General features: G+C 44.5%; 14 protein-coding genes. 9 read left to right on the plus strand and 5 right to left on the minus strand.

All coding sequences use genetic code 11. From position 1 onward, the window contains the following. The first annotated feature begins 20 nt into the window (after positions 1-20). Positions 21-2234 carry an ABC transporter ATP-binding protein gene (locus tag PHG53_09355; protein MDD5381823.1) on the plus strand — a complete coding sequence of 738 codons (2214 nt, stop codon included), beginning with the start codon at positions 21-23 and terminating at the stop codon, positions 2232-2234. A 17-nt stretch (positions 2235-2251) separates the two neighbouring features. Further along, entirely contained in the window at positions 2252-2911 is a 660-nt protein-coding gene (locus PHG53_09360; protein ID MDD5381824.1) for a hypothetical protein, read from the plus strand. Here the strand turns inward: PHG53_09360 and PHG53_09365 are convergent. Further along, a complete protein-coding gene (locus PHG53_09365; GenBank protein ID MDD5381825.1) occupies positions 2908-3795 on the minus strand; it encodes a glycosyltransferase family 2 protein in 888 nt (295 codons plus the stop codon). The two genes, PHG53_09360 and PHG53_09365, sit on opposite strands and share 4 nt — an antisense overlap. A gap of 318 nt (positions 3796-4113) precedes the next feature. On the opposite strand from PHG53_09365, the gene PHG53_09370 reads away from it, so the two are divergent. Then, positions 4114-4887 carry a class I SAM-dependent methyltransferase gene (locus PHG53_09370; GenBank protein MDD5381826.1) on the plus strand — a complete coding sequence of 258 codons (774 nt, stop codon included), beginning with the start codon at positions 4114-4116 and terminating at the stop codon, positions 4885-4887. Between the two features lie 71 nt (positions 4888-4958). Here PHG53_09370 and rfbB read toward each other — a convergent pair whose 3' ends face one another. The 4 genes from rfbB to PHG53_09390 are packed head-to-tail and all read right to left on the minus strand — an operon-like array spanning position 4959 to position 8047. Then, entirely contained in the window at positions 4959-5972 is a 1014-nt protein-coding gene (gene rfbB / locus PHG53_09375) for a dTDP-glucose 4,6-dehydratase (protein ID MDD5381827.1), read from the minus strand. Next, a complete protein-coding gene (rfbD, locus tag PHG53_09380; protein MDD5381828.1) occupies positions 5969-6811 on the minus strand; it encodes a dTDP-4-dehydrorhamnose reductase in 843 nt (280 codons plus the stop codon). Before rfbD ends, rfbB begins: the two co-directional genes overlap by 4 nt. Beyond that, the gene (locus PHG53_09385; GenBank protein MDD5381829.1) at positions 6804-7331 is read right to left on the minus strand and encodes a dTDP-4-dehydrorhamnose 3,5-epimerase family protein; all 528 of its coding nucleotides are present in this window, start codon (positions 7329-7331) and stop codon (positions 6804-6806) included. The genes rfbD and PHG53_09385 overlap by 8 nt, the downstream gene beginning before the upstream one ends. After that, positions 7328-8047, minus strand: coding sequence for a sugar phosphate nucleotidyltransferase (locus tag PHG53_09390; protein ID MDD5381830.1), 720 nt, complete (start codon positions 8045-8047; stop codon positions 7328-7330). The genes PHG53_09385 and PHG53_09390 overlap by 4 nt, the downstream gene beginning before the upstream one ends. 321 nt (positions 8048-8368) lie before the next feature. On the opposite strand from PHG53_09390, the gene PHG53_09395 reads away from it, so the two are divergent. The 6 genes from PHG53_09395 to PHG53_09420 all read left to right on the plus strand — a co-directional run. Beyond that, positions 8369-9229: an ABC transporter permease gene (locus PHG53_09395; GenBank protein MDD5381831.1), complete on the plus strand. Its 861-nt coding sequence runs from the start codon at positions 8369-8371 to the stop codon at positions 9227-9229. A 2-nt stretch (positions 9230-9231) separates the two neighbouring features. Next, positions 9232-10560 carry an ABC transporter ATP-binding protein gene (locus PHG53_09400; protein ID MDD5381832.1) on the plus strand — a complete coding sequence of 443 codons (1329 nt, stop codon included), beginning with the start codon at positions 9232-9234 and terminating at the stop codon, positions 10558-10560. Positions 10561-10638: 78 nt separating this feature from the next. Then, complete coding sequence (gene pseB, locus PHG53_09405) at positions 10639-11631, plus strand: UDP-N-acetylglucosamine 4,6-dehydratase (inverting) (protein ID MDD5381833.1); 993 nt, start codon at positions 10639-10641, stop codon at positions 11629-11631. Continuing rightward, complete coding sequence (pseC, locus tag PHG53_09410; protein ID MDD5381834.1) at positions 11624-12784, plus strand: UDP-4-amino-4,6-dideoxy-N-acetyl-beta-L-altrosamine transaminase; 1161 nt, start codon at positions 11624-11626, stop codon at positions 12782-12784. Before pseB ends, pseC begins: the two co-directional genes overlap by 8 nt. A gap of 16 nt (positions 12785-12800) precedes the next feature. After that, positions 12801-14792 (plus strand): radical SAM protein, encoded by a 1992-nt coding sequence (locus PHG53_09415; protein ID MDD5381835.1) that lies wholly within the window; start codon positions 12801-12803, stop codon positions 14790-14792. A 12-nt stretch (positions 14793-14804) separates the two neighbouring features. Beyond that, positions 14805-14931: N-acetyl sugar amidotransferase (locus tag PHG53_09420; GenBank protein ID MDD5381836.1), on the plus strand; the 127-nt coding region annotated here is incomplete at its 3' end.

Here is a 14931-nt window from a genome sequence, read left to right on the forward strand (position 1 = left end):
GAAAGACCAAGGAAACTATTATGAAGGCATTTAACAGGATATTCGAGTATATCTGGCCGCAATGGCCGAGAATTGTCGTTGTTGTTACTAGCGCAGTTCTGGTTTCTGTTCTTTTATCTATTAGTTTTATGACTGTGATACCGCTGCTAAAGGTAATGATGAATGAAGAGGGACTGCATGGCTGGGTTGACAGGAAAACCTGTAACTTGTTTTACGGCCTGGATTTTTATGTTCCTAATATTGCCGATGTGACCGGCAGCGAAAACCAAGATTTTGTTAATCAGCTGCTGGTAACCAAAGTCTCAAAAGGGAGTATTTCTTATGCAGCGGGGTTTGAAGTCGGCGACAGAATCATCGAGGCGGGCAATGCTTTAATCGGGCTTAAGCCGGAAAATAATCCGGTCAGGGCGCCAAAATTGCTGCAGGAGTTAGCTACTGTAAAGGACAACCTGATTACATTAAAGGTCAAACGTTTTGCTCCTGACGGAAGGCCTGAAATTATGACAATGGCGATGAACACCGCCGAGAACACAGCCTACATTGACAGTTTAGGCTGGTCCGGTATTGAGCGAATGAAGTTCAATGCCGGTGCAACGCTTATGAAATGTGCGCAATCGGTACTCAGCAGATTGCCCAGGGAGCAGAGCAGTGAAAATCAGACAAAGGCCATAATGTTTATTATAGTGGGAGTCGGGATTGTTACGCTTGTTCGCTGCATAGCCAAGTATTATCAAAGTTTTCTTGCTGAAAAAGTTGTACAGGTTGGCATAAATCATTTGCGAAGGGATGCCTTTGAGCACGTTTTGAATATGCCGATGGGGTTTTTTGCCAATGAAAGACCCAGTGATACCGTCAGCAGGCTGGTGCGCGACACCGGAGCGATGGGCAACGGCATAAAAATAATGCTTGGTAAGGCCCTGCGTGAGCCGCTCAACGCGGCATTTATGCTGGGAGTTGCCGCTTGGTTAGATTGGCAGTTGACTCTTGTTTTTCTCTGCGGTGCGCCGCCGACCCTTTGGCTGGTAAGTCTGCTGGGAAGAAAAATGAAAAAGGCTTCAAGAAAATCTCTTATGGCCTGGTCGCGAATGCTCGGGAAGCTACAGGAAACAATGGAAAGTCTTAAAGTAGTTAAAGTATATAACCAGCAGCATTATGAGAAGGATATCTTCGAGCAGATAAATCTAAAGCTGTTAAAGCAACTGCTTAAAATTTCAAGGGTCGATGCGGCGACGATGCCTGTTCTGGAAGTAGTTGGAATGGCGGCAGGTTCTGTTGCGCTTGTGGTCGGCGCAAGCTGGGTGGCACAGAAGAAAATAGAAGGCCCTGAATTTCTGGTGCTGCTGATTTTACTGGGAGCCGCTGCGGAAGCAGTACGAAAGACAAGCGATATCTGGAACAAGATTCAGGAAGCAAATGCTGCTGCGGAGAGAGTTTTTGCTGTTATGGACCAGCCTTTAGAGCCGCAACAGCAGGAGGCGGTTGAACTTGCGCTTCTTAAGAACACGATCGAATTTAAAGATATTGTATTTAGCTATCCTGGTTCCGACAGTCCGGTCCTTAATGGAATCAATTTAACGGTAAAAGCCGGTCATAATGTTGCCCTGGTAGGCCCCAATGGCTCCGGCAAGACTACCCTTGCGAATTTGATACCTCGGTTCTACGACCCAGACAGCGGGCAGGTTTTTATAGACGGCAAGGACATTCGCGATGCGACACTATTTAGTTTGCGAAGCCAGATTGGAATGGTTACGCAGGATGTAGTGACGTTCAATGATACCATAGCGGCAAATATCGCATACGGCAAACCCGGCGCTACCAGAGAAGAGATAATTTCTGCAGCCAAGCGTTCATTTGCTCACGAATTTATTTCACCTCTGCCCGACGGCTATGATACGGTAATCGGAGAGCAGGGCGTCGGTCTCAGCGGAGGACAACTACAGAGAGTTGTTATTGCAAGAGCGATTTTGAAGAACCCCGCAATTCTGATTTTCGACGAGGCCACCAGTCAGGTTGATGCCGACAGCGAAGCGAAGATTCACCAAGCCATCGAGGAAATTATGCATGACAGGACCAGTTTTGTAATAGCGCATCGGTTCAGCACCATCATTACCGCAGATGTGATAGTGGTGATGGATAACGGACGAATTGCCGCCCAAGGCCGGCACGAGGAGCTGATGCGAACCTGCCCATTATACCGCAGCTTGTACGAAACCCAGTTGATATCGCTGGAATGAGACCGCCGAACAAAAAGATGGGAATAAGAATAGACAGGCAGTTTAGAATCGCGCGGATTTGGTCTAATCGCCAGATAAGAAGATTAGCGTCGATTTTTACCGGTGATATTGTCAATGTATCAGCGTGGGACGACCGGGACAAAGAAGGCGGATATTATAGAGAGTACTTTTCAAACGCGTCCGGTTATTACTGCACTAATTACGCAGGCGCCAGAGGTTATCAGCAAAGGGAAAACGAATATTTTGTCGACCTTACCAAAGACGTTCCGGAAGAGCTGAAAAGACGTTTTGACGTCGTTTTTAACCACACCACGCTGGAACATATATTCGAGGTCAGAAGAGCTTTCAAGAACTTGTGCGAGATGACGAGAGATATTGTCATTATCGTTGTGCCCTTTTCTCAGGTACAGCACGAGAAGGAATCCTATAAAGATTACTGGCGATTTACTCCTTCATGTATTCGTGAGCTTTTCAGGGAAAATGAGATGGAGGTAGTGTACGAAGCCGAGAGCGAACACAGAAGATCTGCGATATATCTTTTGTTTGTCGCATCGCGCAATCCTCAAAAATGGAAAGAGCGAATGCCGAAATATGAGCCGATTACAGAGGCAGGAAGTTCTATCGGTTTCCAATGGTCCTTGAAGGAGTTAAAGCGAAAGGTGCTACGAAAGTATTAACGAACAGCAAGGTGGCTTTTCAAGATTGCTCGCGACCAATGGAACAATGACTTGATATTCGGATGCCGGCGAAAAGATTGGCCGAGCAGTTGGCGTGCCTGTTCGTACATCTCCTCCTGAATTGCACAGCGGCCTGCTCTATAGCCTTCCTGGCTAAGTCTCTTCATTGCCCGAGAACGAGGTATCAGCTTTTCGCCGCCTCCGTCGAAGTAGAAATCCTCGAGGACATCAAATTCGGTATTACGGTTAGCAAATGAACGGACGGAAACATTGTCTTTATGACGCCTTCTTTTGAAAGTCGGGCCTTCAATGGGGATGAACTTACATTTGACGGACATTTTTAACAAGAGTTTGTAAAAAGCACAGCACTTTAGAGACGCGTCAAAACCACCAACCTCTTCATAAAGCGTTTTAGCACACATCATCCCGCAGGAATGAACATAAATAAATTCAAACAGCTCCGTTGTGATATTACCTGAGGGCAGCAGATGTTGTTTTCGTTTTACGAACCTGCCTTTTTCATCAATGCCTACGTATGCCCCATAGGCGATCACATTAGGCCCATGTTCCTCTATCGCCTTTATTAATCTCTCAATAGTATCCGGAAATAAAAGGTCATCGGAATCGACGAATGTAATATACTCTCCCTGTGCAAGTTGGATAAGTTTATTCCGCGCAGCATACTGCCCAATGTGGTCTACCCAATAGTACCTGATGTTATAACCGCTCTCATTGAGCATTTCTTCTGTGCCGTCTGTTGAACCATCATCAATTACAACAATCTCATAGTTTTTGTAGGTCTGAGCAAGCACGCTCTCAAGCGTTTCTCTGAGATAGACTTTCCGGTTATACGCAGGTATGAGAACACTAACTTTAGGAGCCATAGTAAAGTCCGAAACTTACCATGTCATTAATCACCACTAACAAATATTTCCTCTCAACAATTTTTGAGTCTACAGCATTTAGAATACATTACTAATAGATACTGATTTTGCAAGCAGTAATTCGTTATTTTTTTCAATCGCTATTTTGAAACTGACCTATGTCCTGGAGTCTGTTGCCAAGGGTAACAATTTACTCAAGGCTAGTAATCTAAAAAAGTTGACTGGTAGTTGTGGAACTGATATGATGCGTTTTTATGCATCTGCTGATTATGGGAAGTTGTTAGTGGTATTTACCGAAAAAAGAAAGAGCATATAGTCATGTTGCGTAAACCGAATGCTTCGCAAAGCTATTTAGATAAATACAAGATTCAAGACGACCAGTACAGCTTTCCTTATCATCACATTCCCCATTTTGACAAAAAAGGTGTTGGGGTGCGCTTTCGAGCGCTAAGCTGGGGATTTGAATATCTCTGCTATTCAAGGCATGTCTGCGAACTTGTCCATACCCTGACCCCTTCATCGGTACTTGAGGTTGGTTGCGGAGATGGACGTGTAATAGGTATGCTTGACTGGGGGATAGACCGGCGGGTAGGCGTGGACCTATCCAAACGGGCTATTCGTTTCGCCAAGGCATTTTACCACGAAATTGAGTTTTTATCTGTTGACGCCAGGGAATTGAAAGAGACGTTCGATGTGGTTTTAACAGTATCAGTCCTGGAGCATATTTCGGATGATCAAGTTAGCACATTCTTAAAGACTTTAGAAGAACGAACCAATAGGGGTGGCTATGTTGTTATATCTATTCCCACAACGGTTGCCCGCGTGAGTAAGAAACATTATCGCCATTACGATTTGAACTTACTCCAAAAACAGCTTGAAGAAGCCGACGTACATTTGGATATTGTCAACGTCGAATACGTGTATAGGAATAGCCTATTAGTTAAACTGTACTCGAAAGTTGCTAAAAATCACCACTGGTTTATAGAATTTAGAGTATTTAACTACTTGATATGGAATTATGTATGGAAACGATTGCGCAAAGCAGACGAAAAGCATGGAAAACACCTCGTTGTTGTTCTCGGGAAAAAATGACACCAGCTGCTAACGACGGGTGCTGAATTTATATTTTTAACATCTTTTTTCAGAACATCTCGAAATAATGTTCATCGATTTGAATACATAGCATCATAATATTTCTGGTATTCGCCGGAGACAATGTTTGTCAGCCATTTCTGATTTTGTAAATACCAATCTATCGTTTTGTTAATTCCTTCTTCAAAGCTTAGCGAAGGCTGCCAGCGCAACTCTGTCATTATTTTTTTGGCGTCAATGGCATAGCGTCTGTCGTGACCGGGCCTGTCTTTGACATGTTTGATTAGGGATTGGGGTTTTTTGAGACGTTCGAGTATTAGTCCGACCAGCTCCATATTTGTTTTCTCGTTGCATCCGCCGATGTTGTAAATTTGCTGCGGAGGGGCTTCGGTCAGGACCTTCCATACCGCGGCGCAGTGGTCATATACATACAGCCAGTCACGGACATACAGGCCATCACCATAAATAGGGAGGTCCTTGTCGTTGAGAGAGTTGTTTATCATCAGCGGAATCATTTTTTCGGGGAATTGATACGGGCCATAGTTGTTCGAGCAGCGGGTTATATTGTACTTTAAGCCCCAGGTATGGCCGAACGCAGCGACCAGATGGTCCGCCGCGGCCTTGCTGGCAGAATACGGGGAGTTCGGACTAAGCGGCGTCTGTTCGGTGAATTTGCCTTCCGGGCCGAGAGCACCATATACTTCGTCGGTCGAAATTTGAATGAACCGCTCTATTTTTTTATCACGCGCGGCTTCGAGCAATGTCAGCGTGCCGGCAACGTTAGTTTCGATAAAAATCTTCGGAGCGGTGATTGAGCGGTCCACGTGACTCTCGGCGGCAAAATTAATAATTGCATCTATTTTATACTCGTCGATGATATTTGCGGTGAGAGCGCCATCGCAAATATCGCCTTTGATGAATTTGTGGTTAGGATGGTTTTCAAATCCGGCGAGATTTTCAAGATTGCCGGCATAGGTGAGCTTGTCAAGATTGGCGATAAAGCAGTCAGGATGCTCTGAAAGCACCATTCGAACGAAATTGCTTCCTATAAATCCGGCACCACCTGTAACTAAAAGTTTTCTCATAACCTCTCCAAAAAGCGTTCTAACGACACCTGCCAGCTTTCAATCGGCTCATCAAGCAGGGTTTTGATTTTGCTGCAGTTGAAACGGCTGTTTAAGGGTCTTACAGCAGCAGTGGGGAAGTCGTCGGTTTTGCAACTGTTCAAATCCACAGGCATATTGAGCTTATCAAAAATGAATTTTGCCATTTCAAAACGGCTGACGTAACCTGTACTTGCAAAATGAAACAAGTCCTGGGGTTTCTTCGGCAACAAATTGCAAATAGTTTTAGCGACTTCGACTGTGGCTGTCGGCGAACCTATTTGGTCGTCGACAACTTTTAAGCTTTTTCCTGTTTTTGCACGTTCAATCATCTTGGTTACAAAATTACTGCCGCGCGAGCCGTAGGTCCATTCGACTCGCATTATACAGTAACTGCAGCGGCTTTCAACTAAAAGCTCTTCGCCGGCCAGTTTGCTCGCACCGTAAACATTTACCGGATTTGGTTTGTCAGTTTCGACATAGGGTCTGCCGGATGTGCCGTCAAAGACAAAATCGGTACTGATATGAAGAACCCATACGCCGGCCTGTTTAGCGGCAAAGCCGAGCCTGCCTACCGCTTCGGCGTTGACTTTGTATGAAAGCTCACTTTCGCTTTCTGCCTTTTCGACGTTCGTATAAGCAGCGCAGTTAATTACAGCGTCAACATTCTTTAAGGCGTCGGAGAGATGCTTTTCGTTCGTGATATCAAACTCGGGCAGGTCAAGCACGTTTGCAATAAGCCGGTGCTGCTGACAGGCCAGAGCCAAATCTGAGCCGAGCATACCCTTGCCGCCCAAAATGGCAATCCTGTTTTTAGCCATCCTTACGTGTCCAATCGTACGGGATATGGTTGTCGTGGGGGTGTGTGCGGTATTCGTCTGGGTGCGAGTAGTCATACATCTCGGAGACTATGTTTACTATGTAAGCTTCCGTTCCACTGACACACATCCAGCCGTGCTGAACGCCGGGCGGTATGCGAACCACTCCCGGACAGAGCTCACCCAAGTAAAGCTGATTGACGGTTTCGTAAGTAGGTGAATCTTTGCGTTCGTCATAGAGTGCGATTTTTACCATCCCCTTGATGACGTAAAAGTGGTCAGTTTGCTTCTTGTGCCAGTGCCAGGCCTTGACGGTGCCTGGATGAGTTGTGGTAAAATAAACTTGGCCGAATTTTTCAAACCAAGGGTCGTCGGCTCTCATTATTTCGCCGAGCCAGCCGCGTTCATCATATAACACTTTCGCCCGCCGGGCCTTTACGCCGTCAATAAGTTTTCCTGAACCGCTGATAATCAGTCCCTCATCTGCAAAAACCGTTTTTAGCGCTGCTATTTTTTTTGTCACTGTGGCGGCTCCTCTACAACTAATTCATTTACTTTCTTTAAGGATTCGAACGTTCCGGCATCACTCCACCAGCCATCGAGAATATCATACATCAGCTGGCCTTTCTCTATATAAGCGTTGTTGACATCAGAGATTTCAAGCTCACCACGAGCTGACGGCTTGAGCGTTCGTATAACATCAAAAACCGAGGAATCATAGAAATATATACCTGTTACGGCGTAATCCGATTTTGGCTTTTTCGGTTTTTCTTCGATATTAATAACTTTGTCGCCGGATATTTGAGCGACGCCAAATCGCTGAGGCTGCGAGACTTGTTTAAGCAGTATCCTCGCGCCGGTTTTCTGGGCGATAAACTTATCAGCATAGGTCTTCAGATTGGCTTGGAAGATATTATCGCCGAGGATAACGGCGAAGTGTTGCGCGAAGTTTTGGGCCAGTCCGAGGGCCTGGGCAATCCCGCCGGCCTCGTCCTGTACCTTGTATGTAAACTGACAGCCAAACTCTTTGCCGGAGCCAAGCAGACCGACTACGGCGCCCATATATTCGACACCTGTTACAATCAATATCTGCTCGACGCCGATGGATGTTAGCTTCTCAATCGGGTAATAAATCATAGGTTTCTGCCCGACGGGAAGCAGATGCTTATTTGTGACCTTGGTTAGCGGTCTAAGCCGTGTTCCACTGCCACCGGCAAGAACGACACCTCTTAAATCCATACTCGTCTCCTTACGAATTACCGCGACCCAGAAATTCTAAAGCCCCCAGGCGGCGATGTCAACGATAGCTTGCAGGAATCTATCCAGATTTGTGAAAATCCCGTCTGTCCATAGCAGGCAGCAACCAAAAAAACACCAGAAAAAGCTTGATTATTGGCTATCGGGCGAGTATTGTCTGTTTCCTGCCCAACTGCTGATTACATGGAAATCGTCCGAGACGGTAAAAAAACTACTGGATTAGTCCTTAGAGGGTTTTATCGCAACCCACGGGGACGGAGTCTAAGGTTATAAGAACATAAGTATAATGGAGTGTAATCTCTCGTGGACGAAACATATAAAGAACAAGAAAAATGGGGCCTGATTATCCAGCCGAGCAGGCTGTGGTTTGACCTGCATCTTCGTGACCTCTGGCGTTACAGGGATCTGATATTTCTTTTCGTCAAGCGGGATTTTGTTACATTTTACAAACAGACGGCCCTTGGGCCTCTTTGGTATATTATTCAGCCGCTTTTAACCACCGTAGTCTTCACTGTGATTTTCGGGAAACTTGCGGGTATTCCAATGGATGGGGTTCCGAAGTTTATTTTCCTTCTTGCGGGTAATGTTACCTGGGGCTATTTTGCTGGCTGTCTGAATGAGACGTCAAACACGTTCGTGAAAAATGCAGGTATTTTTGGCAAGGTGTATTTTCCGCGACTTACAGCTCCTGTTTCAGTCGTTATTATCAATTTGGCGAAATTCGGGATACAATTTGTCCTTTTTCTTGGCTTTTATGTTTATTTTATTACAACGGATTCAGCCATTCGACCGACTTATTTCGTACTGTTACTGCCCTTTCTACTTCTTCAAATGGCGGTGTTAAGTTTAGGGGCGGGTATTTTAGTTTCCGCTCTTACTACCAAATACCGTGACCTGACTTTTGTGATGACTTTTGCAGTTCAGCTATGGATGTATGCTTCATCTGTGATTATCCCCGCATCGTCAATTCCTGAAAAGTATCGGCCAATTTATATGCTTAACCCAATGACGTCGGTAATAGAATCATTTCGTTACGCTTTTTTTGGTCGCGGGGTTGTGGATGCTGTTTATATTTGTACTAGCTGGGCAGTGACTTTGGTCATTCTTTTTTTGGGGTGTGTCCTGTTCAACAGGGTTGAAAAGAGTTTTATGGATACAGTCTGAGTATGCCAGAGACGGTTATAAAAGTTGAAGAGCTTTCCAAGCAGTATCGCTACGGCGTGATTGGTCACGGGACTTTATATAAGGATATAGAGAGCTGGTTGGCGCGTATTCGAGGCAAGGCAGATCCTAATATGAAGATTACGGAAGACATCGGGCCTGGTTTAGACGGTGAATGGTTCTGGGCGCTTCGGGATATTTCATTTGACGTCCAACAAGGAGCGGTGCTCGGCATTATTGGGCGCAACGGTGCAGGCAAATCGACTCTTCTGAAGATTCTATCACGTGTTACTACTCCAACAAAAGGAGTGATTAAGCTTAAGGGCAGGGTCGCATCATTGCTTGAAGTAGGCACCGGCTTTCATCAGGAGTTGACCGGTCGCGAAAATGTTTACCTTAACGGTGCGATTCTCGGGATGACAAAAGCTGAGGTTAGGAGTAAGTTCGATGAGATAATCGACTTTTCCGGCATAGAGAAGTTTATCGATACACCTGTAAAACGGTACTCGTCGGGAATGTACGTCCGGCTAGCCTTTGCGGTAGCGGCACATCTGGAACCTGAAATTTTGTTTATCGATGAGGTACTGGCAGTTGGAGATGTTGAGTTTCAGAAAAAGTGTCTCGGCAAAATGGAGGACATCGCAGAGGGGGGGCGTACTATATTGTTTGTAAGCCATAATATGGCAGCGATTCGCAACTTGTGCCAGCGAACCATTTTACTTGATAAAGGTAAGCTTTTGATGGACTCGGCTACGAATGAGGTGGTGGCGCATTATTTGGATCAGAACCTCGTTGAGGGGGCAGTAGCTTCAAGTGCCGATATAGAGCAAAGGATGGAAGGTCGGATTAGAAAAGGTAATCCTTTTTTGCGATTGCGTGAGGTTGCGATGCTTGATAACTCCGGACTTCCAAGGCAGTTATTTCATTCTGATGAAGATATTACTGCGTCAATTACGTTTGAATGCCTGCAACCGGTTCGGGAGGTATTTATTATAGTCCGCGTGGTTGATGAGAACACTGCACCGGTTCTGGAGACTCATTGTATTGATGACCCAAGTGCTGCTCGAAGGTTTTATAATCTTGAGCGAGGCGTTTATAGAGCATCATGCGTTTTTCCCAAGAACACATTCGGCGGGAGGTCATTTTTTCTATCAGTTCACTTAGTGTACCCAAAGACAGAGCATGTTTTTATCGATAAGATTCTTGAATTTAATGTTGCCTTTAAGGGCTATAATAATATATACGAGAAGACTTACGATGTTTTTATCAGGCCTCAATTAAAATGGATGATGCAGCCTGTAGACAGGGGGAATGTAAGTATTCTTCAAGAATAGAGCAGTAGCTGGTGGTATTGTTTTGGGTCGAGAATTTTAGATTTCGAAAGGTGTGTTAGTTCAGACGGAGAATTACAGATGTTGAACGGTAAAATAATTTTGATTACAGGTGGCACAGGCTCATTTGGTCAGGCCTTTGCCAAACGGGTGCTTGCCGAATGTGGGCCTCGCAAAGTTATTGTATATTCGAGAGATGAATATAAGCAATATATGATGCGTGAAAAGTTTGAAGCTTATAAAGAACAGATAAGGTTTTTTCTTGGAGATGTAAGAGACAAAAGCAGACTTTTGAGGGCTTTTGAGGGGGTAGATTATGTTGTGCACGCAGCGGCCCTGAAGCAAGTGCCGGCTTTGGAATATAATCCAACTGAAGCAGTCAATACCAATGTAATGGGGGCAAACAATATAGTTGACGCAGCCATAGATACCGGCGTAAAGAAGGTCATAGCACTTTCGACAGATAAAGCCGTCAGCCCAATAAACCTTTATGGTGCAACAAAACTGGTTGCTGAGAAGATATTCATAGCGGCCAACGCATATAGCGGCGGGAAGGTTCGGTTTTCGGTGGTCAGGTACGGAAACGTGATGGGGTCTCGCGGCAGTGTAGTTCCATTATTTTTGGGGATGAAAGTTTCCGGGATTAAGGAATTTCCCATCACTGATGAAAGGATGACTCGTTTTTGGATTACGCTGGAGCAAGGTGTTGAACTGGTGATGAAAGCTCTTAAAGAAGCAGAGGGTGGAGAGATATTCGTTCCAAAGATTCCTTCTATGAAGATTACTGATTTGGCGAGAGCGATTGAGCCGAACTGCACTTTCAGATATACGGGAATAAGACCGGGGGAGAAACTTCATGAAACTTTGATTTCGTACGATGAGTCACGAAGCGTCAAGATATTTGATGGTATGTATGTGATTGTGCCTCGGTTTTTTGAAAGCATGACAGTTGACAAAAGATATGCCAAGTATCCTTCGGTTCCGGAAGGCTTTGTTTTTCAAAGCAATGTGAATGATATGTGGCTCAGTCAGGACCAACTGAGACAGATATTAAAGGCAATAGAAGTTGAGTAAGTTCATACCTTATGGGCATCAGTGCATCGAGGAGGACGACATCCGGGCCGTTGTCGAGGTGTTACGGTCTGATTTTCTTACACAGGGGCCCAAAGTAAAAGAGTTTGATGGAGCGTTGGCTGATTATTGCGGGGCGAAATATGCTGTGTCATTTTCTTCGGGGACGGCTGCGCTTCATGGGGCATACTTTGCGGCTGGCATAAAAGATGGCGGTGAGGTAATAACATCTCCGATTACTTTTTTGGCGACAGCAAATGCAGCATTGTTTTTGGGCGGTCGGCCGGTTTTTGTTGACGTTGAGCCCGACACGGGCAACATTGACGCTGGGTTGGTCGAGCCGGCCATAACGAGTAAGACCAAAGCAGTTGTGCCGGTGCACTTCGCCGGTCATCCGGCTGATATGGAAAAAATAGCTGGAATTGCCAGGGAGCATAATTTGATAGTGATAGAAGATGCCTGTCATGCTTTGGGGGCGAAATACCTTGGTTCGGCGATTGGCGATTGCAAGTATTCGGATATGGCGGTGTTCAGTTTTCACCCTGTCAAATCGATTACTACAGGAGAAGGCGGGGCGGTTTTAACGAACAACAAAGAATACCATGAGAAGCTTGTTATGTTCAGGCAACACGGAGTTACAAAGGCTGACAGTGCTTTTGTCAATAAGAGTGAGGATGCCGGCCAGTGGTATTATGAGATGCAACACTTAGGCTACAACTACAGGCTGACGGATATTCAATGTGCCTTGGGGATTTCGCAGCTCAAAAAGTTGGATATATTTATCCATGGAAGAAGGCGGATAGCCAACGCGTATAACCGAGCGTTTAAGGGTAATCCTTTTTTTGACCTGCCGGTGGAAAAAAGCAGCGTGAAGTCTGCGTGGCACTTATACGCCATAAGATTGAATGATGAATATAAAAGTGTGAAACCTAAGATATTCGAAGAATTGCACCTCAGGGGGGTAGGTGTTCAGGTGCATTATATACCTGTTTATCTTCAGCCGTATTATCGGCGGCTTGGTTACAGCAGAGATTTATGCCCTAAAGCAAAAGATCTTTACGAAAGGGAGATCAGTATTCCAATATTCCGAACAATGAGCGATGAGGATGTTCAATATGTCGAGGATAATGTTTTGAGTGTGTTTGAACAGGTATAAGATTAGAAACAGTCCTATGTTAAAGATTTATTTAGGCGATTTGGTGTATGATACCGTAAGCACAAATTACGTTGTTCCTTTAAACGTTGCTTATATTGCCGCGTATGTTAAACAGAAATATCCAAACGAAGTAGACATTACAATTTTTAAATACCCAAAAGACATGGAGGATGCATTGTGTAATAATCCTCCAGACGTTTTAGGTTTAAGTCACTATAGTTGGAACGCTATGCTTGATGTTCTTTTCATTAAAATGGCTAAGCGATTAAATCCAAATGTAATAACTGTAATGGGCGGTCCAAATATCAGAACAGATCTTCGTGGCATCCAAACTTATCTTTCAACACATGCAGAGCTTGATTATTATATTTTACACGAAGGAGAAGAACCCTTCGCTAATCTTGTGGGTGAAATAATCAGTGGTAATTCCAGGGCTAGTGTCCCGGGATGTGCTTCAATCCAAGCAAATCAATTGGTTTTTACTCCCATACCTGCCTCCGGCAAATCAAAGGAGATTGATTTGCCCAGCCCATATCTGTCGGGGTGGCTGGACAGATTTTTGGCAGATGCCAACATGATGCCGTTGCTCGAGACTAATCGAGGTTGTCCCTTCGGATGTGTTTATTGTGCATGGGGGATATCAGCGCTTTCCAAAGTGCGGCAACGTTCAATCGAAGTCGTATTAAAAGAGATCGAATATGTAGCAGAAAAATGTGTTGGTCAAGTTGCATGGACTTTCTGCGACGCCAATTTTGGTATTTTGCCAAGGGACATAGATATCGCCAAAAAAGTTCGTGAGATTACAGATACATATGGGTATCCCATTGATGTTACCCTATGGCACTCGAAAAATGCAAGTGCCCGCACCCTTGAGATAGCGGAAATTCTTGACAATAAACGTGGTTATATTGCTATCCAATCCGCGGATCCAGTTGTTCTCAGGAATTCAGGCAGAGGGCAGTGCAATTTCAGTCAGTATACGGAACAGATTAATTTTTACAAAAACAAGAACCTGAATGTAATTACCGACATATTGATTGGACTTCCCGGAGAGGGCCCGCAAAGTCATCTGAATACTCTCATGTCTGCCTTTGATATGGGATTTGACTTAATCTATCCTTACAACATTCGCATGCTTCCCGGCACAAAATATGAAACTGATGAATATCGTAAGGAATATGGAGTAACAACGAAGTATCGTCCTATTTTGGGGGCTTATGGTATCTTCGACGAACAGATTGTGTTTGAGATTGAGGAATCAGTTCGGGCGACAAAAGATATGACAGAAGAGCAACTTGATGAATTTAAAGTTTTTCATTGGCTTATTTACTTTATCTGGAATATGGGTTATTTCAAACCTGTACTTAAACTTGGTCAGAGGTGCGGCGTAAATCCAGGCAGGGTGCTATTAGCGATTACTCAAAGCAAGAATCTAATTCTAAAGAAATTTTTTGACCGAATGAAAGCCGAGTCCATGGATGAGTGGTTTGATACGCCACAGGAGATGGTTCGGTTTTATAAAGTACGAGCGAACTTTGACAGCATGGTTAGGAACTTTAGAAAGCTAAATTTTCTATACCTAGCACTGGCGTATCAGGATACAAGGATTATTGAGGCGTTACGGGAGGAAATTTTAGAAATTCTCAGGACGGAATTGGAAGATGAAGCCAAAAAGAATCTGGATAAATTGGCTGACCTTTCGGACAAAATTATTTGTAAAGAACTTCTCGATGGGGAATTTATAACGCATGCCAGCTATCCTTCCGGTATTATCTCGACAGTAATCGGCAATTTGAGCCTTGAGAATGAAGGAAACATTGAACTTGAGATTTCGCGTCCTAAAAAACATGTGGATTTTTCCCGCTATCATCTAATCAGAAATGGCAAGGAAGACCTTTCGCTATCCAATATAGCCCTATTCTTTGAAAATGGCGGCATGGATACTCTAAAAAACAAGTTACGTATAATTAAAAAATGCTCTACGGAGTATATAAACCCTGTGAAATAAAGGAGCTTAACGATGCGTTATTGCAAAAAATGTGCGATGCCTGATACGAGGCCCGGTTCTATTTTTGATAAAGAAGGTGTTTGTCGGGCGTGTCGTAACTATGAAAATCGCAAAACCATTAACTGGGATGAGAGGAAGA

The sequence above is a fragment of the Phycisphaerae bacterium genome, from assembly GCA_028714855.1.
Classification (GTDB): Bacteria; Planctomycetota; Phycisphaerae; order Sedimentisphaerales; family Anaerobacaceae; genus CAIYOL01.

Coding starts and splice junctions, on each gene's coding strand:
- pseB (MDD5381833.1), top strand. CDS start 10,639: ATGTTGAACGGTAAAATAATTTTGATTACAGGTGGCACAGGCTCATTT.
- PHG53_09355 (MDD5381823.1), top strand. CDS start 21: ATGAAGGCATTTAACAGGATATTCGAGTATATCTGGCCGCAATGGCCG.
- PHG53_09370 (MDD5381826.1), top strand. CDS start 4,114: ATGTTGCGTAAACCGAATGCTTCGCAAAGCTATTTAGATAAATACAAG.
- PHG53_09390 (MDD5381830.1), bottom strand. CDS start 8,047: ATGGATTTAAGAGGTGTCGTTCTTGCCGGTGGCAGTGGAACACGGCTT.
- rfbD (MDD5381828.1), bottom strand. CDS start 6,811: ATGGCTAAAAACAGGATTGCCATTTTGGGCGGCAAGGGTATGCTCGGC.
- PHG53_09360 (MDD5381824.1), top strand. CDS start 2,252: ATGGGAATAAGAATAGACAGGCAGTTTAGAATCGCGCGGATTTGGTCT.
- rfbB (MDD5381827.1), bottom strand. CDS start 5,972: ATGAGAAAACTTTTAGTTACAGGTGGTGCCGGATTTATAGGAAGCAAT.
- PHG53_09365 (MDD5381825.1), bottom strand. CDS start 3,795: ATGGCTCCTAAAGTTAGTGTTCTCATACCTGCGTATAACCGGAAAGTC.
- PHG53_09400 (MDD5381832.1), top strand. CDS start 9,232: ATGCCAGAGACGGTTATAAAAGTTGAAGAGCTTTCCAAGCAGTATCGC.
- PHG53_09415 (MDD5381835.1), top strand. CDS start 12,801: ATGTTAAAGATTTATTTAGGCGATTTGGTGTATGATACCGTAAGCACA.